The following is a 19614-nucleotide window of genomic DNA, read 5'->3' as shown; positions in this document are numbered from 1 at the left end:
CGGCCCAGCGGGTCGTAGAGATACCTCCCCTCCGCCAGGACGGAGTTGTGCTGTGTGCGCACATAGTGGACCAGCCGGTGCTGGTTATCGTATTCGTACCGGTGTGTACGTTCGTCGTTCATCCGTATCACCACCCCTTCCGGGATGCGGTCCGTTTTCTCCGTCAGCCTGCCGTATTTGTCGTAGCGGTACAGGTACTGCATATCTTCCGTGATGCGGTTATCCGCCCATACCCTGCTGCTGCTCTCAGGGTAAAACTCCGGGTCCGGCAGGCGGTTTCCCGCCGGGTCCGTGGCATACGGGAGGGTGATGTCCAGATTCTCGGCGCTGGTATGCACCCCGGTCAGGCGCCCGCTCCCGCTGTAGCGGTACTCCCTCGTCTGCTGCGGTCCGCTGATGCGTACCAGCCTGCCCCCCTCATCGTAACCGTACTCCCGGTTTAGCTGCGGCTGCGTCAGGTGCTGGCTCTGAAGTTGCCCGGTAAGGTTATACGTGGTGCTCTGTTCGTAAGCGTCCGTGCCTGAACCGAACCGCCGCAACACCTCACGGTGCAGCCTGTCACGCGTGTATTCCACCAGCGGCATATCCCCCAGCTTCATTCCCGCCAGATAACCACTCCCGTAGGTCAGCCACTCCACCGGCGGCAGGTTATCCGGCTTAAACCGGTTCGCCAGCCCCTGCTCACTGTACCCCTGTAGTGTCTCATGCTGCCATAACAGTTCATCCGTCTGCGGGTCCGTTACCGTCTGCCGCTCGCGGATAAGACGGCCTTTATTATCGTAGCCGTAATACACCGCCACACGCTGCCCTTCGCTGAGGTGACTCAGCTCTGTCAGCCACCCGTGTTCGTCATACTGCCAGCGTTCAGCCTCCAGGCCGTTGACTGTGCGGTGCGTCAGCCGGTCTGACGCATCGTAGTGCCAGTGTGTGACCAGGTTCTCATCTTCACTCTGTGTGAGTTTTCCCGTCAGGTCGTAACCGTACCGCTGCACCCGTCCGTCAAAGCCCGTCTGTTGTGTCAGGCGGTCCAGCGTATCCCAGGTAAATGCGCTGTGGCTGCCGTTCTCGTTGGTCAGTTGCGTTACCCGGCCCGCAGCATCATATTCCATCCGCCGCGTCAGCCCGCCCTGTGTGGTACTGAGTGCCTTTCCCCACCCGTCGTACTGCGTTTCAGTGCGGCTCCCGTCCGGACCGGTGACGGTGGTTACGTCGCCCGCGTCGTTATAGTCATAGCGGGTTTCACGGCCCTGGCTGTCCCTGACGGCAGTTAACTGTCCCCGGTGGTTATAGCTGCGGTAGATGCTCTGCCCTTCCTCGCGGTGTACCGCCGTCATCTGGCCGAACCGGTCATACTCATACCGCGTCTCATACCCCGAACAGTCCGTGAACGCCACCATCTGCCCGTAGCGGTTCCAGCACATCGCCTTATTGCTGCCGGTGGCGTCCTGTATCCCTGTCGGTAATTCACTCTGCGGATTATCATAGCTGTACCGCGTCGTCTCACCGGTACGCGATGTCTCCGCCGTCAGCCTGCCACGCTCATCATACTCCCGCGTGCTTCGCAGCCCGTCCGGGTACGTCGTGGACGTTAACTGCCGCTGGCTGTTATAGCCATAGCGCACCGTCCTTCCGTCCGGCCCCGTCACCGCCGTCACCATCCCCGACGCCATGTGCAGGCTGTACTCCGACCTTCTCCCCGCCGCGTCCGTCTGCGCTTTCAGCCTCCCCGCCGGGTCGTACTCGCTGCGCGTCACGCTCCCGTCAGACGACGCCTTCATCACCACCCGTTTCAGCCCGCCCTCGCCTTTCAGGTGCAGCACTTCGCGCCGTCCCAGGCTGTCCGTGACAGCCACCTGATTTTTTTCATACGCATAACGGTAACTCAGCCCCTCCGGGTTAAGCTGCTCCGTGACACGCCCCGTCTCATCATAGCGGTAGCGCATCTGCGGCCTGCCCGCATAACGGTGGCCCGTCATCCGCCCCGGATGCTCCGCGTCATACAGGAAGCGGCGCACCTCCATGCCCCCACGGTCATACACGGCGGCAAGCTCTCCGCACGGTGTGTATTCATAGCGCGACAGCATCACCGGCTCCAGGTCGCCCTCAGCGTCCGGCTCATGCGTCAGCCATACCTGCGAGAGGCGGATACCGTTATCTGCACCGTACTCCGTGGCAGGCAACGTCTCAGGAAAATCAGTAAATGCAGACCGGGACGTGCCTGCTGTGGCGTAAGCCGCCTGCGCCGCCTCCGCACGCTGCGCCTGTGTGGTCAGCACCAGCTGAAAACGCCGTCCCGCACCGTCCGTCACCCCGGTGACATTCCCGGTAAATTCCCCCTCTGCGGCGCGGTGATACGTCAGCGTCCGTCCGTAGCTGTCCGCCAGCCCCGTCAGCACACGGTACGGCGGCAGCGGCGCGGGTAACGCCTCATCCGCACCCGGCACCCGCTCCGGCCACCCCAGCACCCACCACGGCCCCTGTATACTGTTCGTTGCCAGGTACGTGTTCGGGCTTAACCGTATCTCTTCCGGCAGTGCCTGCCAGAGGTCATGCAGCGGGTTGCTTTTATCCGGCATAAGCACCCCGCACCGCGCCAGCCAGAACGACTCGCTGCGACTGTATGACGACTCACCCGGCGACAGTGGCTCAAAGTGAATGCTCCGGCCTCCGTTGTCGTTCAGTATCAGCGCCCGCTCACAAATCTGTAAGCGCATATCGGCAGCCATCTTCCAGCCAGGACCGAACAGCCCCGATGGCGCGGGCGTCTTCGTCCGGTAACTGCTGTAGGCGCGGCTAAGGATGAACGCCAGCGGGCCGGGCAGCGCAAAATCCGTCTCACCGGGTAGTACCTTTGCTCCCAGCAGCGGGTTTACCGGATGACCTTTCACCTCTTCTACCGGGCTGTTAGGACACACCGAGCACGCCACGCCCGTCGGCGCGCCTATCAGCACCCCTGCCGACCCCTGGACAATCGGGCCTCCGTATTTCGTCATATCGCCCATCCGGGCCGCCGGTTTTCCGCTCATACCTTACTCCTTAATGTCCTTCTTCTTTTTTATCCCGTCATACCACTGCCTGGTTGATCGCTCACCGATCAGAACTTCCTCATATCCGGCATCTTCGGCTCCGGCGAGTCATCCTTCGGCGCATCCGGCACGGTTTCTGTTGCGCCGCAGTTCCAGTTGATCGTCAGCGCATCACCATTGACGCTTTCCGCACCTTCCAGATCAATTTTCGTTCCGTTAAGGAAAATTTTTCCGTCCTTCGTCATTACCAGCCGGGCTTTACCGCAGCGAAGCTCCAGATGTTCACCCGCAGAATAAATCGCTGTCTGCCCGGCATTGTCTGACCTTGTTTTCCCCACCGAGAAGGTGACTTTGTTCCCCACATTAACGCTGTACCCCATCCCCACCATCAGCGATTTATGCAGGCCCACCTGTGAAGACTGCATCATGGCCACTGAGGTGTTCATAATGGCGCCCACCGTAGTCTGGTACACCACGCCCACATTCAGGGCGCGGAGGAGTCCCACCGTTTCAATCTGGTTTGTCCCCACCTTGATCACCTGATTGCTGCCCACTTTCTCCACCTGGTTGACGCTAACGTTCTGGATCTGGTTGACGCCGATGGTCTGTATCTGGTTATTGGTGACAGCGATCACCTGGTTATTACCAATGGTTTCAGCATGGTTATTCGTCACATCGGTGGTGCGGTTGTGCAGCACCTCGGTATTCATGTTCTTCTGCGCGTGGATATACACCCGCTCCTTCCCTGTCGCATCATCAAACATGAGTTCGTTAAACCCGCTGCCTTTATAGGTTTTCGAGCGGATGGTCATCTGCGTTTTGGTGCCCGGCAGGCTGCCCGGCGAGCGGTTTTCCTGGTGGTAGGTGCGCCCCATAATAATGGGCTGGTCCGGGTCGCCATTCAGGAAGTCCACTATCACTTCCTGCCCCACGCGCGGTATCGCCAGGTTGCCGAATCCCGGCCCCGCCCACGCCTGTACCACCCGTATCCAGCACGAGCTGTCCTGGTTCGCCGGGTTATACCGGTCCCAGTTAAATTTCACCCGCACCCGTCCATGTTCGTCGCAGAAGATTTCTTCCCCTTCCGGGCCGGTGACCACTGCCGACTGCGGGCCGTCCACTGACGGTTTGGGCTGCGGGCGTGGCCGCCATGTTCTGTCTGCCGGGATGACCGTAAAATGATTATCCAGCGTTGTCCCTGAGCCTGAGCGCCCCGCCGCCGCCTGCGGCTGGCTGCCGTGTAAATCACTGCTCACCACCTGCCATTCCCGGTTCAGGCTCGTCTGCGGATGTTCCGTCAGCTGAATACGCCGTCCCGGCCATATCGACGGAGAACGGCTTTTCCCCTGCGCCACTTCGGCATTATTACGCCAGCCCTCCATCTGCCAGCGGGTGAAGTTCTGACCGTGGCCGTCCTTGAAGCGCCCCGGATAGTCAAACACCTCGTACTGCGTGCGCTGGTAATCCTGATGTTCACCCTGATGCTCAAAGCGGCCTGCCCAGCCGGGGCGTTTGAAGGTGTAGTCCTTGCCGATGACGGAGGAGGGGCGGATTTGTGCGCTGTGGCGGAACTGGCTGACGCACGGCGTGCTCACCTCGGTACGGGTGTTCGGGTTCCAGGGGATTTCAAAGGCTTCCGGCAGAAAACGTACCGTGTCGCACAGCACCAGGCTCTGGTCGTCGCTGGTCTGCGCATGTTCCTCGTAAAAGAAAATACCTTCCTCCGCCGCCATCCGCGCCAGAAAGTCGTAATCCGTTTCGCTGTACTGCACGCAGAACTCCCGCGCCGGATGCGCCTCACTGAACAGCGGGCTCCAGTCCGTCACGCCGTTTTCCTGCAGTATCGTCCCGAGAATGCTTTTTATGTCTTCATTCTGGAAAATACGCGAGTTCTGCCGCAGCGCGGCGCGCCACACCGGCGGGCGAACTTTCATGCTGTACAGCATCTGGTGTCCGTCGTTTTCCCCCTGCTCAAACCAGGTCACTATGCCGTTCACCCGGCGCTGTATCTCCGTGCCCTGCCAGATTTTCAGGTGCGCCGGTTTTTCCAGTACCTGGGCAAACTCAATGTTGTGAAGTTGCTGGCTGACCAGCGAGATATCGAGGGAAAATAACGTGGAAAGGGACTGGCTCAGGTGAAAGGACTCCACGACCAGCGCATCCGGTGGCAGGCCGTCCACCTCCAGTGTGAAACGTAATCCTGTTGACATGAATAACCTCATGAATTAACGGGGAAAATAAACCGCCTGCCGGACTGCGGCGAATGACAGTACAGTGTTACGCCTGCCTCCGGGCACGCTACCGCCGAAGTATCCGGCGTCCGCCATCTCCCGTAATAAAAACGTAACCCCTTACTGGCACTACTTTTTTTACCTCCGTCTTCAGGCAAAACAGCACCCTGCCCGTCAGGGCGGGATGCTGTTGATTCCGTTTTACGCTTCCAGCGGCGCGCGCCAGTCATCCGCGCCAGAGGTGCCGGATTTGACGTGTTCCCACTCGATTTTGCGGTAGACCAGCGAGACTTCAAGCAACTGCGTGAATTCGCGCTTTGCCGGGTCCTGACAGTGCGGCATATGCAGTTTCATATCCACAATCGTTGAGTCCGTCAGGCGGGTGGTGAAGTAATGCTCCTGCTTGCCTTCAACGGAAGTACGCCACCAGTGCAGTTCGGTTTTCGGCAGCATTTCACCGGACGCCAGCGCGTTGTACAGCAGCGGCACGGCTTTGTTCAGCGCCACGGTAAAAATGAACGGCTTGTGTGAACGCTGGCCGCTCGGCTGCCCGGACTGTGGATCGGTGGGTACGGTCACGTTATGCAGGAATTCCTGTACCAGCATTTCATCCTCGTGACCCTGCACGTAGATATTGCCGACAGAATCTGCGGTGAATGCACCAGCGGTGATATTGCCCTGGGTTTGCCCCGTAATTGAGATGTAACACGGTGTTGGCATTTATAAACTCCTTGTTAACGATTAATGACACTTACATACATCTGCAGAAAGATATCCGACAGATAAAAATATGTGGATTACATTAAAAACCCTGTAGCTTAAGCTCTCTTCATATAGCAAGCTGAATCGTACAATCTGAGACTAAAAAGCATTCACATGATGACTAAATTACATGCCAACATATTCACATGATAATATATCAGCATTTATTTTTATAAAATAAGGACGATACTTACTCATGAATAAATATTATATCCATTCTTTTTTTCACCATCACCATCTTCGTAAACCTCATTCACCATGCTATTTTATTAATGATGAACAAAAAGTGTACAAATAAATATAGATAGCATTCACCCAATACATGGTTAAATAAAAAATACATATATATCAATCAACTAAAAAACAAAACACCATTCATTAAAATATCTTTTAAGATATTCCTTATAAAAACAACGTCATCCTGAAATAACCACAAAAGAAGAATACTCCTGTATTCCATTTTGAAAAAGTGCTTCTCAAAAAATTTTCTGCGCGTAAAATGATTACCAGGCTTTTTATTACACGGCATTCCATAGTCTGTACGGAGATGCAAAAAAACATAACGTAACCTGATGGATGATCTCTATGAGCAAAGATTATAACGGCAGCGTGGCACCCAAAGAACGCATTAATATTTCTTATATTCCAAAAACGGACGGTGAGCCTTCTGAGGTGGAATTACCCCTTAATATGCTGATAGTGGGGGATACCGGAAACTCACAGGAAACAGCGCCACTTGATGAACGCCAGATGGTTTCTATCGACAAACATTCATTCAATTCAGTGATGGCAGAAGCGTCCATTAGCCTGAATTTTGCAGTTCCGGCATCATTGAAGGACGACGCAAAAGATGGCGATGAGATGAATATCTCGCTGGAAATCAAATCCCTGAACGATTTTTCTCCGGACAGTGTGGCAAAACAGGTGCCGGAGTTGAACAAATTGCTGGAACTACGCGAAGCGCTGACAGCATTAAAAGGGCCGCTGGGTAATCTGCCTGCATTTCGCGCCCAGCTTCAGGCATTGCTGGAAAATGAAGAATCCCGCGAACAGTTACTGCGGGAGATCAGCCAGGCAGAAAACCAGTAACCTCTGTTTTTCAGGGAGATTATCCTGGTATGGGCTTGCGGGAAAAGATCTCCAGAACCGATGACGCAATAACGCAGGCAGTGATCCGGTTATTTATCAGTCAGACAGGCGACATCAACACAGAAACACTGGATGTATTGGTCGCGGCGCTTGACCAGAGGATCGGATGTCTAATGGATGAAATCATCCATATCAACGGGTACCAGCAGATGAAGCCACACTGGCGAAAGGTGTTCCACTGACAGTGAAACCTGGTTCCAGAAATACAGATCAACACAAGGATTTTCAGTATGTCTTTACAGGAAGAAGAACTTGTTTCCACCCGCACTGAACAGGGAAGCCATGCCCCGTCGTTGCTTGATGAAATCATGGCACAAACCCGTATCCAGCCCGGCGCTGACGGTTATGATATTGCCCGTCAGGGCGTAACAGCTTTTGTTGCCAGCCTCCTGCAATCCAGTTCACCTGCAGAACCCGTAAACAAACTGGCCGTGGACAGCATGATTGCGGACATCGACGCCCGTATCAGCCGTCAGATGGATGCTATTATTCACGCCCCTCAGTTTCAGCAACTGGAGTCGTTCTGGCGTTCAATGAAAGCGCTGGTCGATCGCGTTGATTTTCGTGAGAATATTAAGGTGCATGTCCTCCATGTCACCAAAGCGGAATTGCTGGAGGATTTCGAGTTCGCGCCGGAGATTACCCAGTCCGGCTTCTATAAGCATGTTTATTCCAGCGGGTTTGGACAGTTTGGCGGCGAACCGATTGCGGCGGTGCTGGGCGCATATGAGTTCAAAAATACCACGCCGGATATGAAGCTGCTGAACTATGTCAGCGCCGTCGGCGCAATGGCTCACGCGCCGTTCCTTTCTTCCGTGTCGCCGGAGTTTATGGGCCTGAAATCATGGACCGAGCTGCCCAATATCAAGGATCTCTACGCTATTTTTGAAGGCCCGGCCTACACAAAATGGCGCGCCCTGCGTGATTCCGAAGATTCCCGCTACCTGGGACTGACCGCGCCGCGTTTTCTGCTTCGCCAGCCCTATTCCGCGACCGAAAACCCGATTAAAAGCTTCAACTACGCCGAAGATGTGAGCCACAGCCACGAGCATTATTTGTGGGGCAATACCGCCTGGATGCTGGCCAGTAATATAGCCGATTCGTTCGCGAAATACCGGTGGGCGCCCAATATTATCGGGCCGCAGAGCGGCGGCGCAGTAAAAGATCTGCCGGTACATTTATATGAGTCAATGGGGCAGATTCAGGCCAAGATCCCGACGGAGGTGTTGATCACCGACCGCCGTGAGTTCGAGCTGGCCGAAGAGGGGTTCATCACCCTGACCATGCGTAAAAACAGTGATAATGCGGCGTTTTTCTCGGCTAACAGCGTTCAGAAACCCAAGCATTTTCCGGGCAAAGACGCCGAGACCAACTATAAGCTGGGTACGCAGTTGCCTTATCTGTTCATTATTAACCGTCTCGCGCACTACATTAAGGTGCTGCAACGCGAGCAGCTCGGGTCGTGGAAAGAGAGAAGCGATCTGGAGCGGGAGCTGAATATTTGGGTGCGCCAGTATGTCGCTGATCAGGAGAATCCGCCTGCTGATGTCCGCAGCCGTAAGCCGCTGCGTGGCGCTAAAGTGGAGGTGCTGGATGTGGACGGCGAGCCGGGCTGGTATCAGGTGGCGATTTCCGCAAGGCCGCACTTTAAATATATGGGCGCGTCGTTTGAATTGTCTTTAGTCGGACGGTTAGATAAGTGATACCGGCGCGCGAAAGGCCTGCCGGATCGCTGTTTGAGCGTCTGGAAAACCCTCCTGCCAGAAACTGGCGGGAGGGCAGTAATATAGAGGCGTTCAGGCAGTCCATTCGCCATAGTCTGCGCAATATCCTGAACACCCGTTCCGGCAGTTGTCGGGGAACGCCGGGGCTGGGTATTGAAGAGCCGGAAGGGTCGGATAATTACCGTAGCGCCATGAGCCAGGCCATCGTGCAGTGTATTGAGCGTTATGAACCCCGGATTTCGCACGCGGAGGTCCGGGCAATCCTGCCACAGACCGCCAGCCCACAGGAGATAATTTTTCGTATCACCGCCTGGGTGACATTTAACGATATCGACGATGTGCTGGAGTTTGATATGGCACCGGACGGTAGTCAGCATTATCGGGTGGAGTAGCAGAATGGAATTCGAAGAACGCTATTACAGGCAGGAGTTGGATCACCTGCGGCAGTTGAGCAAGCTGCTGGCGACCGAAAAGCCGCATCTGGCCCGGTTTCTGGCAGAAAAAGAGGCCGATCCGGATATCGAGCGTCTGCTGGAGGGCGTGGCCTTTCTGACCGGCAATCTGCGCCAGAAAATTGAGGATGAGTTTCCGGAGCTGACGCACGGACTGATCCGGATGCTGTGGCCCAATTATCTGCGCCCGGTGCCGTCGATGACGCTGATTGAATATGCGCCGGATATGGATAAAACCTCCGTGCCGGTACTGATCCCCCGTAATGAGCAGTTCACAACCGGGGCGAAGGGGACTCAGGGAAACGCGGTATTGTCTGCGTATTCCGGCAATGAGCACGATGTAGCCCCGCCCTGTACGTTCACTCTCTGCCGGGATATCTGGCTGTTACCCGTTCAACTGGATCAGGTTGAAAATCGCAGTACGCCCCGCCACGGCATTATTGATATTACGTTTGCCGTCGCACCGGGCACTGATTTTGCCACGCTGGATCTGAACAGGCTGCGCTTCTGGCTGGGCAACGATGATAACTATACCCGCTATCAGCTTTATCTGTGGTTTTGTGAATATTTACAGGGCGCAGAGTTGATGGCGGGCGGGCAGTCGATCCCGATGCCTGAATTTATGCTGAAAGCGGTGGGTTTTGAGTCAGAGGACGCCATGCTGCCCTGGCCCGGTAATGTCCACAGCGGCTACCGTGTTCTCCAGGAGTTTTTCTGCTACGCCGACAGTTTTCTGTTTTTCGATGCCTGTGGCATTCCGGCATTGCCAGACAGGTTAAAGGAGAACCGTTTCACCCTGCGGCTGCGGTTTTCACGCCCCTTACCGGCAGATATCCGGCTGCGGGATGATTCCCTGCGCTTATATTGTGCGCCCGCCATTAATCTGTTTGCCCACCATGCCGAAGCCATCACGCTGGATCATCAGCGGCAGGATTACGCTCTGGTTCCCAGCCGTCATTTTCCGGATCATTACGATATTTTTTCGGTTAACAGCGTGGTGAGTCAGACACAGGGGAAGCACAGAAAAGCGGATCTTGGACGGCCAGTGATCACAGAGGCCGCGCGCCACTGGCCTGCTTTTGAGAGTTTCCGCCACCAGATGGAGTACAGCCGCAAGCGGGAAGTGGTCTACTGGCAGCACCGGACCAGGACCTCGCTGTTTCACCGGGGCTTTGATCATACCATGGCTTTTATTCATGCCGATGGCAGTCTCCCGGATGCCTCACTGCTTAATAATGAAGTGGTTTCGGTATCGCTGACCTGCACCAACCGGGAGCTGCCGGTACAGCTACGGCCCGGCGATATCACCGGTACGACAGGTAAAAACGCGTCGGTGGCGTCATTTCGCAATATCACCCGCCCCACCAGACCGCTCTGGCCGGTGATTGACGGCAGCCTGCACTGGTCGTTGCTGTCTGCCATGAACCTGAATTATCTGTCGTTGCTGGATGCTGATGCGCTCAAACAGGTCATCGCCAATTTTGATCGCCACGCCATTCATCATCCGCAGATGGCCCGTCTGTCACAACAGAAGCTGGACGCCATTGAACGGCTGGAAACTACGCCTGTTGATCGCCTGTTTACCGGCATACCGGTGCGCGGGCTGGCGTCCACCCTGTCCATTCATCCGGAGCCGTTTGTCTGCGAGGGTGAAATGTACCTGCTGGGCGCGGTGCTGTCGCATTTTCTGTCGCTGTACGCCAGCGTCAATTCGTTCCACATGCTGACCGTCGTTAATACGGAAAGCCAGGAGTCATGGAAATGGGCGGAAAGAACCGGGCAACACCCGCTCATCTGAGTCCGGACGAGACTCCGGCGCAGGATGAACAACGCACGCTGCGGGAGCCGTTGTTTCAGGATGCCTGCGCCTGCAATTTTTTCGCGCTCTCTGAGCTGCTGCACCGGCTGGCATCAGAAGGCGGCGAAACGCCGGCGTTATCCCTGGATACCCCTCCGGCGCAGGAAACCATTCGTTTCCTGGCGGACGCCAGCCTGGGATTTCCGGTAAGCGATGTCAGCGCGCTGGAGCAGGATGCTTCCGGGTTGTTCCGGATGACCACCACCTTTATGGGATTGCAGGGCAGCCAGTCGCCCCTCCCCGGCTATTACCTTGATCACCTGGCCTGGAAATCCGCGCACGAGCAGAGTCCGGTCAGCGATTTTCTGGATATGTTCAGCCATCGCCTGACGCAGTTTGTCTGGCATATCTGGCGTAAGTACCGTTACCACGTCGCTTTCCGTAACGGCGGCGTGGATGCATTCTCGCAGCGGATGTACTCCCTGGTGGGGCTGGGCCACCGGCAGCTTCGCGACAGCCTGCCCGTTAACCACAGCAAGATGCTGGCCTATGCCGGGATACTGGCAAATCCGGGACGTTCGCCGGAGATCGTCTGCACGCTGGTTGCGCACTGTTTCGATTTAAATTTATCGGACGTGACGCTGCAAAACTGGCAGCGGCGGATGGTGGATATCGAGCCGGATCAGCAGAACAGTCTTGGATGTTACACGATTAAAAATGGCGAAAAACTGGCCGGGCGATCGGTGCTGGGCAATTTTGTCCTCGGTACGCGGGTTCCCGATCTCAGCGGTAAATTTCAGTTAAGTATTAACCACCTGAGCCGCAAGCAGTTTCTCTCGTTCCTGCCGTCAGGAGAAAATTTTCTGCCGCTGGCGATGTTTGTCTCCTTCGTCCTGCGCGATCAGCTTGCCTGGGATTTACACCTGGGGCTGGCCCCGGATCAGGTGGGGATTATGCGGCTGGGCGATAACAAGAGCGCGCTGCTGGGCTGGACGTCATTTCTCGGCGAGCCGGGAGAGCATCCCTCAGTCACCATCAGGGTCAGGGAGTAAAATATTACTATCATGGAGCAGAATATGGCGGAAGAAAAAGCGCGGCAACAGACGCTTTCACTGCATGTCGTTAACGGTAACGAGCTGGAGAGCGGACGTACCGCACGGTGTCTGTTCACCGGAGACGGCGATGTGGGCCACGGCAGCGAATGCCACTGGCCTGTTCAGGACCGGCACCAGAACGTTCCGGCGAAGGCGTTCAGCATCAGCCTGCATGATGGCGCATTCTGCCTGCATCCGCTGGCATCGCCATTATGGCTGAACCAGGCTAAAGTCACGGCGGCCTCAGACCAGGTGCAGTTACGTCAGGGCGATGAGATCCAGACCGGGCATCTGATACTCCGGGTTTATCTGAACCAGGGCGGGATGCGGCATTACGATGAGGAGATGGCGACGCCTGAAACCATCGTTTCTAACCACGACCTCCTGTCGGACACGCTACTGTCCACGGACGGCGCGCCGGAATATCCGGGAATGCCGTCCCGCCATCAGCTCGCGGATACCGTTGTTAATGGCTTTTCCACCGATCCGTTGCAGGTGCTCCAGGCTGAAAGTCTGACCACCAGGGACAATCCGCTTGCGGGTATCACCCCGGCCCGGGCCTCCGCCCCGTTATCCGATCCGGCGATAAACGGCGGGATCAACACGCCGTTTATGGATCTGCCGTCCATGTATGCCGATCCGCATGATAATGAAGAGGGCATGTCACCGGCAGACGCGGCGCAGCGCCACCTCGCCGTCACGCCGTTACTGCGCGGGCTGGGGGGATCGCTTGCCGTGCATAACACCCAGGACGCCGATGATTTTCTGGAGGAGGCCGGAAGGACATTGCAGGCGGCGATTCAGGGGTTGCTTGAGCTACAGCAGCGCCGCAACAGCCTGTCAGACAAGCATCTGCGCCCGCTGGAAGATAACCCGCTGCGCCTGAATATGGACTACGCCACGGCGCTGGACGTGCTGTTTGCCGAAGGGAAAAGCCCGGTACATCTGGCCGCGCCCGCCGCCGTCAGCGAGAGCCTGCGCAATATTCGTCATCACGAAGAAGCCAACCGCGCCGCGATTGTGGAATCGCTGCGCGTGCTGCTGGACGCCTTCTCGCCACAGAGTCTGATGCGCCGTTTTGTGCAGTACCGCCGCAGCCACGAACTGCGTAAACCGCTGGATGATGCCGGTGCGTGGCAGATGTACTGCGATTATTACGATGAGCTGGCCTCCAGCCGCCAGCAGGGTTTTGAGATGCTGTTTAACGAAGTGTATGCCCAGGTGTATGACCGGGTGTTGCGTGAAAAGCAGCGGGAGCCGGAAGCATGACAGGCCGTGGTTTCCTCGCCTGGGCGATGGTGGCGTTGTTCACCCTCGCCTTATGCGGTTGTGAAACGGTAAAAAAAATCGGCGAGGTGATCAAAAACCCGGATATTCAGGTCGGTAAGCTGGCAGACCAGTCTTCGCAGGTGACGATTACGCTGCTGACGGAGCCGGATGCCAATATCAACGCGGACGGTGAAGCGGCTGCGGTGGACGTGCAGCTGGTTTATCTGAGCGATGACTCAAAATTTCAGGCCGCCGACTACGACCAGATAGCCACCACCGCACTGCCCGACGCGCTGGGGAAAAACTATATCGATCACCAGGATTTCAGCCTGCTGCCCGACACCATGAAAACCCTGCCGCCGGTGAAGCTGGATGAGAAAACGCAGTTTATCGGCGTGATTGCCTATTTTTCCGACGACCAGACCACGGAATGGAAGCAAATCGAACCGGTAGAAGGGACAGGACACAACTACCGCCTGCTGGTGCATATCCGGCAGAGCAGTATTGAAATGAAAAAAGAGGATGATTAACGATGGCAACCACGCGAAACAAGGTGATGTGGCGGGAAGGAACGCTGATGCGTCCGCACCATCTCCAGCAGCAACAACGTTATAACGATTATGTGAATAATCTGCGTTTCCGGGCCATTCATGATTTGTCCTGGGGATTTACCGAGCTTTCCCTCAATGATGAGCTGCTGGGACAGGGCAAAATTATGATCGACAGCGCGTCGGGCACCCTGCCGGACGGCACCGTGTTTTCCCTTCCGGACCAGGATGCGCTCCCCGATCCGCTGCATCCGGACAGTTTTCCTGATGAGGAAAGCCGCAATGTCTATCTGGCCTTACCCGTTGCCAGCGATGTGAGAGGCGAAGTCAGTTACGGGCAGCAGGTTGGGCGTTACCGGCTGAACGATGCCAGTGTCCGGGATCTGCATTCCGAGAATGGCGATGCCCGGACGCTGACGCTGGGCCAGTTGACCCCCCGCATTATGAGCGGAGCGGACGATATGAGCGCGTATGTCACGTTGCCGCTGTGCCGTATCAAAGACAGGCGGGCGGACGGCTCCCTGATGCTGGATGAAAACTTTATCCCTACCTGCCAGAACGTTTATGTCAGCGCACGGCTGCGTGAATTTCTCCGGGAAGTCCAGGAAGCGGTTGGCGGCCGGGCCAATGACCTGGCTAACCGCATTGGCTCTCCGGCGCAAAGCGGCATTGCCGACGTTGCGGAATTTATGATGCTGCAACTGCTCAACCGTAACCAGACGCGGTTCACCCACCGCGCCCGCAGGCCGCACCTCCATCCGGAAGATTTTTATCTCGATCTGGCCGGGCTGCTGGGCGAGCTGATGACATTTACCGAGCCATCCCGCCTGCCCTGTCCGCTGGATGTCTACGATCACCGCAACCTGACGGACACCTTCAAAACGCTGTTGCCGGAAGTGAAACGGGCATTACATACCGTCCTGTCGCCCAGGGCGGTTAACCTGCCGCTGCATCTGCGCGATGGCATCTGGCAGGCTGACGTACATGACTCCACGCTGTTGCAGTCGGCCACCTTCGTGCTGGCGGTGGCGGCGAAAATGGAGACGCTGCAACTCCAGCGCCAGTTTATCCAGCAGTCAAAAATTTCCTCGCCGGAAAAAATCCGCAATATGGTCAGCGTGCAAATCCCCGGCATCCCGCTGCATACGCTGATGGTGGCCCCCCGCCAGCTTCCGTACCATGCCGGTTTCAGCTATTTCGAACTGGACAAGAGCGGGGCCGCCTGGGCGGATGTGGCGGCCACCGGCGCTGTCGCCCTGCATGTTTCCGGTACGTTCCCGGATCTGAACATGCAACTGTGGGCCATAAGAGGATAAGGCGATGGATGAGCTGTCACTGCCCCCTTTACCCGGATACGAGAGAGAAGGCCAGCGCCAGTATCAGCTGGCGCTGCGCGGCAACAGCCTGAACCCGATGATCGATGCCGCCACCCCGCTGCTGGGGATGGTGATGCGCGTTTCGGGCATGAACAGTCATGCCATGCCTGAACACCTGTTCACCCAGGTAGTGACGGATGTGCAGGCGGTGGAGCAGTTACTCCAGGAGCAGGGCTATGAGCCTGGGGTGATTATCTCGTTTCGTTACATCCTGTGTACCTTTATTGACGAGGCGGCGCTGGGGAATGGCTGGTCGAACAAAAACGAGTGGATCAAGCAGTCGCTGCTGGTGCATTTCCATAACGAAGCCTGGGGCGGTGAAAAGGTTTTTATCCTGCTGGAGCGCCTGATGCGCGAACCCAAACGCTACCAGGATCTGCTGGAATTTTTGTATATCTGCTTTTCGCTGGGCTTTCGCGGGCGTTACAAAGTCGCCGTCCAGGACCAGGGGGAATTTGAGCAGATATACCGCCGCCTGTATCACGTCCTGCATAAGCTGCGCGGCGACGCGCCCTTTCCGCTGCTGCACCAGGATAAAAAAACCCAGGGCGGGCGCTATCAGCTGATTAAGCGGCTGACCATCCGGCATGTTCTGTGCGGCGGCATCGTCGTGCTGGCGCTGTTTTATCTGTTTTATCTGCTGCGTCTGGACAGTCAGACGCAGGACATTCTTCATCAGTTAAACCGGCTGCTTGCCAGGTAAGGATTTCATCCCATGATCCAGATTGACTTAGCCACCCTGGTAAAACGGCTTGCTCCCTTCGCGAAACAGGCGCTGGAAGCGGCGGCATCGGAGTGTATGAGCCAGCAGGCGGCAGAAATTACCGTCGCGCATGTGCTGCTACAGATGCTGGCGACCCCGCGCAGCGACTTTCGGGTGATTGCCGAACGTGCGGAGATCGGCGCCGATGATTTACGCCAGGCGCTGACGGTGGAAAATTACGCCGCTACCCGTTCATCTGACAGCTACCCGTCGTTTTCCCCGATGCTGGTTGAATGGCTGAAAGAGGCCTGGCTGCTGGCCTCTGCGGAAATGCAGCAGACCGAACTGCGCGGCGGCGTGCTGCTGCTCGCCCTGCTGCATTCGCCGTTGCGCTACCTGCCGCCCGCCGCCGCCCGGCTGCTCACCGCCATCAACCGCGACCTGCTCCGGCAGGATTTTGCCGGGTGGACGAAGGAGTCCGCCGAATCGGTGATCCTGAATGCGGACGGACAGGCCGCCAGCGCCATAGCCGATACCGGCGACACCCTGCTGGCCCGCTATGCCAAAAATATGACCGACGATGCCCGGCAGGGGCGGCTTGATCCGGTGCTGTGCCGCGATAACGAAATTGATCTGATGATCGATATCCTCTGCCGCCGCCGTAAAAATAACCCGGTAGTGGTGGGCGAAGCGGGCGTGGGCAAAAGCGCGCTGATTGAAGGGCTGGCGCTGCGCATTATTGCCGGTCAGGTGCCGGACAAACTGCGCGATACCGATATTATGACGCTGGATCTCGGCGCATTGCAGGCGGGCGCGTCGGTAAAAGGCGAGTTTGAGAAGCGCTTTAAGGGGCTGATGGCGGAAGTCATTCAGTCGCCAAAACCCGCCATCCTGTTTATCGACGAAGCCCACACGCTGATTGGCGCGGGCAACCAGCAGGGCGGGCTGGATATCTCTAACCTGCTCAAACCGGCACTGGCGCGCGGCGAACTGAAAACCATCGCCGCCACCACCTGGAGCGAATACAAAAAATACTTCGAGAAAGACGCCGCCCTGTCGCGCCGTTTTCAACTGGTGAAAGTCAGCGAACCCAATGCTGCCGAAGCCACCATTATTCTGCGCGGCCTGTCGGCGGTGTATGAGCAGTCCCACGGCGTGCTGATTGACGATGAAGCGTTACAGGCCGCCGCGACGTTAAGCGAGCGCTACCTGTCAGGCCGCCAGTTGCCGGATAAAGCCATTGATGTGCTGGATACCGCCTGCGCCCGCGTGGCGATTAACCTCTCCTCGCCGCCGAGACAAATCTCGGCGCTGACCACCCTGCGCCAGCAGTGTGAAGCGGAAATCCGCCAGCTTGAGCGTGAAATTCGCATCGGCCTGCGGTCGGACACCTCACGGCTAAACGAGGTTCTGGTGCAGTATGACGAAACGCTGACCGAACTGGAGGCGCTGGAGGCCGCGTGGCGCCAGCAACAGACGCTGGTGCAGGAGATTATTGCGCTGCGTAAGGGGCTGCTGGACGAAACGGACGCTACCGGCAACGATGAAACCGCAACGCCTGAAACAGAGGCGGTGGGCAGTGACGATGAATCCGTCACCGCGCCACCGGAAGCGGAACCTGAAATGTCGCCAGCCGCCCGCCTCGCGCAGCTCACCGCCGAACTGGACGCCCTGCACCACACGCAGCTGCTGGTCTCCCCGCACGTCGATAAAAAACAGATAGCCAGCGTGATTGCCGAATGGACCGGCGTGCCGCTTAACCGCCTGTCACAAAACGAAATGTCGGTCATCACCGACCTGCCGCAGTGGCTGGGCGACACCATCAAAGGCCAGGCGCTGGCGATTAAGCACCTGCATAAACACCTGCTCACCGCCCGCGCCGATCTGCGCCGTCCGGGACGTCCGCTCGGCGCGTTCCTGCTGGCCGGTCCCAGCGGCGTCGGCAAAACCGAAACCGTGCTACAGCTGGCCGAACTGCTCTACGGCGGTCGCCAGTACCTGACCACCATCAATATGTCGGAGTTTCAGGAGAAACACACCGTTTCACGCCTGATTGGTTCCCCGCCCGGCTATGTCGGCTACGGCGAGGGCGGCGTGCTGACCGAAGCGATTCGTCAGAAACCGTACTCCGTGGTGCTGCTCGACGAGGTGGAGAAAGCCCACCCGGACGTGCTTAACCTGTTCTACCAGGCGTTCGACAAGGGCGAGATGGCCGACGGCGAAGGCCGTCTTATCGACTGCAAAAATGTGGTGTTCTTCCTCACCTCCAACCTCGGCTATCAGGTGATTGTCGAACATGCCGACAACCCGGAAGCCATGCAGGAAGCGCTGTACCCGGTACTGGCGGACTTCTTTAAACCGGCGCTGCTGGCGCGTATGGAAGTGGTGCCGTACCTGCCGTTATCTAAAGAAACGCTTGCCGTCATTATCGCCGGGAAGCTGGCGCGGCTGGATAACGTGCTGCGCGCCCGCTTCGGCGCGGAGGTGGTGATTGAGCCGGAGGTGACCGACGAAATCATGCAGCGCGTCACCCGCGCCGAAAACGGCGCGCGGATGCTGGAGTCGGTCATCGACGGCGAGATGCTGCCGCCGCTCTCCCTGCTGCTGTTGCAGAAAATGGCGGCGAATATCGCCATTGCCCGTATCACGCTGGGCGTGGCAAACGGCGCGTTTACTGCGGATGTGGAGGATGTGCCGGATGAGGATACTCAGCCTGTGACGGAAACAGAGGACGAAGCCGTTCTATGAGCAGAATGCCAATGCTCCTGATCATAGCGCTACTGCCGGGATTACTCCCCGGCGCAGTACAGGCGGAAACCGCGGCCAAACAGGCGGCTGCCGCGCTGCCGGGAATTGTGGTGCCGGACGTCCCGGAAACAGACGCACAGGCGACACTCCGCGCCATGACGGCCTGTCGCCGGGAGCCTGCGGCGCTGGAGCGTCTGGACTGCTACGACAAAATCCTCACCCCGGAGCAGCCCGGTTTTGCCAGCGCGCTGGTGAAGGCAAAATACGAAGGGGAAGCCTGGAAACGCGCCTTCGCCCAGGAAAAACAGCGCCCGGACAACTCCACTGCGCTGATAATGACGCAGAGCGGCGGCGAGCGGCCAACGGTGATTATCACCACTCCCGCCATCGGCAACGTACCGCCGCGCCCGGTGCTGATGTTCAGTTGCGTGGACAATATCACCCGGATGCAGGTGGCGCTGACCCATGCCATGACGCCGGACAGCATCGACGTGACGCTGACCGCCGATACCCGACAGATTCGGTCGCGCTGGTTTATCCGCGAAAACGGCACCCTGCTGGAGTCCAGCCGGGGCTTATCCGGCATCGACGAAATAAAACAACTTTTCGGCGCAAAAACGCTGACCATTGATACCGGTACCGACAGCGCGGCCGGAAAACTGACGTTTAACATTGATGGACTGGCAAAAACCATCACGCCGCTGCGTGAAGCCTGTCACTGGGCGGGAGAATAA

Annotated in this window: 14 protein-coding genes; 11 read left to right on the top strand and 3 right to left on the bottom strand. The window is 57.4% G+C overall.

The features are described from left to right. The 3 genes from ACLJR2_RS19715 to ACLJR2_RS19705 form a co-directional block, all read right to left on the bottom strand. A partial coding sequence (locus ACLJR2_RS19715) for a DUF6531 domain-containing protein (protein ID WP_219828006.1) occupies positions 1-3026 on the bottom strand: 3026 nt, incomplete at its 3' end. 68 nt (positions 3027-3094) lie between these two features. Beyond that, entirely contained in the window at positions 3095-5236 is a 2142-nt protein-coding gene (locus ACLJR2_RS19710) for a type VI secretion system tip protein VgrG (RefSeq protein ID WP_000103450.1), read from the bottom strand. Between the two features lie 222 nt (positions 5237-5458). Continuing rightward, entirely contained in the window at positions 5459-5977 is a 519-nt protein-coding gene (locus ACLJR2_RS19705) for an Hcp family type VI secretion system effector (protein ID WP_001142967.1), read from the bottom strand. 627 nt (positions 5978-6604) lie between these two features. On the opposite strand from ACLJR2_RS19705, the gene tssB reads away from it, so the two are divergent. The 11 genes from tssB to vasI all read left to right on the top strand — a co-directional run bounded on the left by tssB (position 6605) and on the right by vasI (position 19614). Continuing rightward, positions 6605-7108: a type VI secretion system contractile sheath small subunit gene (tssB, locus tag ACLJR2_RS19700; protein WP_000031252.1), complete on the top strand. Its 504-nt coding sequence runs from the start codon at positions 6605-6607 to the stop codon at positions 7106-7108. Positions 7109-7398: 290 nt separating this feature from the next. Then, positions 7399-8871, top strand: a complete 1473-nt coding sequence (gene tssC / locus ACLJR2_RS19695; protein ID WP_000058003.1) for a type VI secretion system contractile sheath large subunit — start codon at positions 7399-7401, stop codon at positions 8869-8871. After that, on the top strand, positions 8868-9284 hold the full coding sequence (gene tssE / locus ACLJR2_RS19690) for a type VI secretion system baseplate subunit TssE (RefSeq protein ID WP_000611700.1): 417 nt from the start codon (positions 8868-8870) through the stop codon (positions 9282-9284). The genes tssC and tssE overlap by 4 nt, the downstream gene beginning before the upstream one ends. A 4-nt stretch (positions 9285-9288) precedes the next feature. Continuing rightward, positions 9289-11142, top strand: a complete 1854-nt coding sequence (tssF, locus tag ACLJR2_RS19685; RefSeq protein WP_000393864.1) for a type VI secretion system baseplate subunit TssF — start codon at positions 9289-9291, stop codon at positions 11140-11142. Continuing rightward, positions 11106-12194 carry a type VI secretion system baseplate subunit TssG gene (gene tssG / locus ACLJR2_RS19680; protein WP_000509050.1) on the top strand — a complete coding sequence of 363 codons (1089 nt, stop codon included), beginning with the start codon at positions 11106-11108 and terminating at the stop codon, positions 12192-12194. Before tssF ends, tssG begins: the two co-directional genes overlap by 37 nt. A 24-nt stretch (positions 12195-12218) precedes the next feature. Then, the gene (gene tagH / locus ACLJR2_RS19675) at positions 12219-13505 is read left to right on the top strand and encodes a type VI secretion system-associated FHA domain protein TagH (protein ID WP_000796941.1); all 1287 of its coding nucleotides are present in this window, start codon (positions 12219-12221) and stop codon (positions 13503-13505) included. After that, on the top strand, positions 13502-14035 hold the full coding sequence (tssJ, locus tag ACLJR2_RS19670; RefSeq protein WP_000147702.1) for a type VI secretion system lipoprotein TssJ: 534 nt from the start codon (positions 13502-13504) through the stop codon (positions 14033-14035). Before tagH ends, tssJ begins: the two co-directional genes overlap by 4 nt. 2 nt (positions 14036-14037) lie before the next feature. Next, entirely contained in the window at positions 14038-15369 is a 1332-nt protein-coding gene (gene tssK / locus ACLJR2_RS19665; protein ID WP_000246455.1) for a type VI secretion system baseplate subunit TssK, read from the top strand. Positions 15370-15373: 4 nt separating this feature from the next. Continuing rightward, entirely contained in the window at positions 15374-16132 is a 759-nt protein-coding gene (gene icmH / locus ACLJR2_RS19660) for a type IVB secretion system protein IcmH/DotU (RefSeq protein WP_000343978.1), read from the top strand. A gap of 12 nt (positions 16133-16144) precedes the next feature. Then, complete coding sequence (gene tssH / locus ACLJR2_RS19655) at positions 16145-18880, top strand: type VI secretion system ATPase TssH (protein WP_001534608.1); 2736 nt, start codon at positions 16145-16147, stop codon at positions 18878-18880. Further along, a complete protein-coding gene (vasI, locus tag ACLJR2_RS19650) occupies positions 18877-19614 on the top strand; it encodes a type VI secretion system-associated protein VasI (RefSeq protein ID WP_000089146.1) in 738 nt (245 codons plus the stop codon). The genes tssH and vasI overlap by 4 nt, the downstream gene beginning before the upstream one ends.

The organism is Salmonella sp. SAL03688, assembly GCF_046551895.1.
Taxonomy (GTDB): domain Bacteria; phylum Pseudomonadota; class Gammaproteobacteria; order Enterobacterales; family Enterobacteriaceae; genus Salmonella; species Salmonella enterica.
This window is presented reverse-complemented; position numbering and strand designations above follow the sequence as displayed.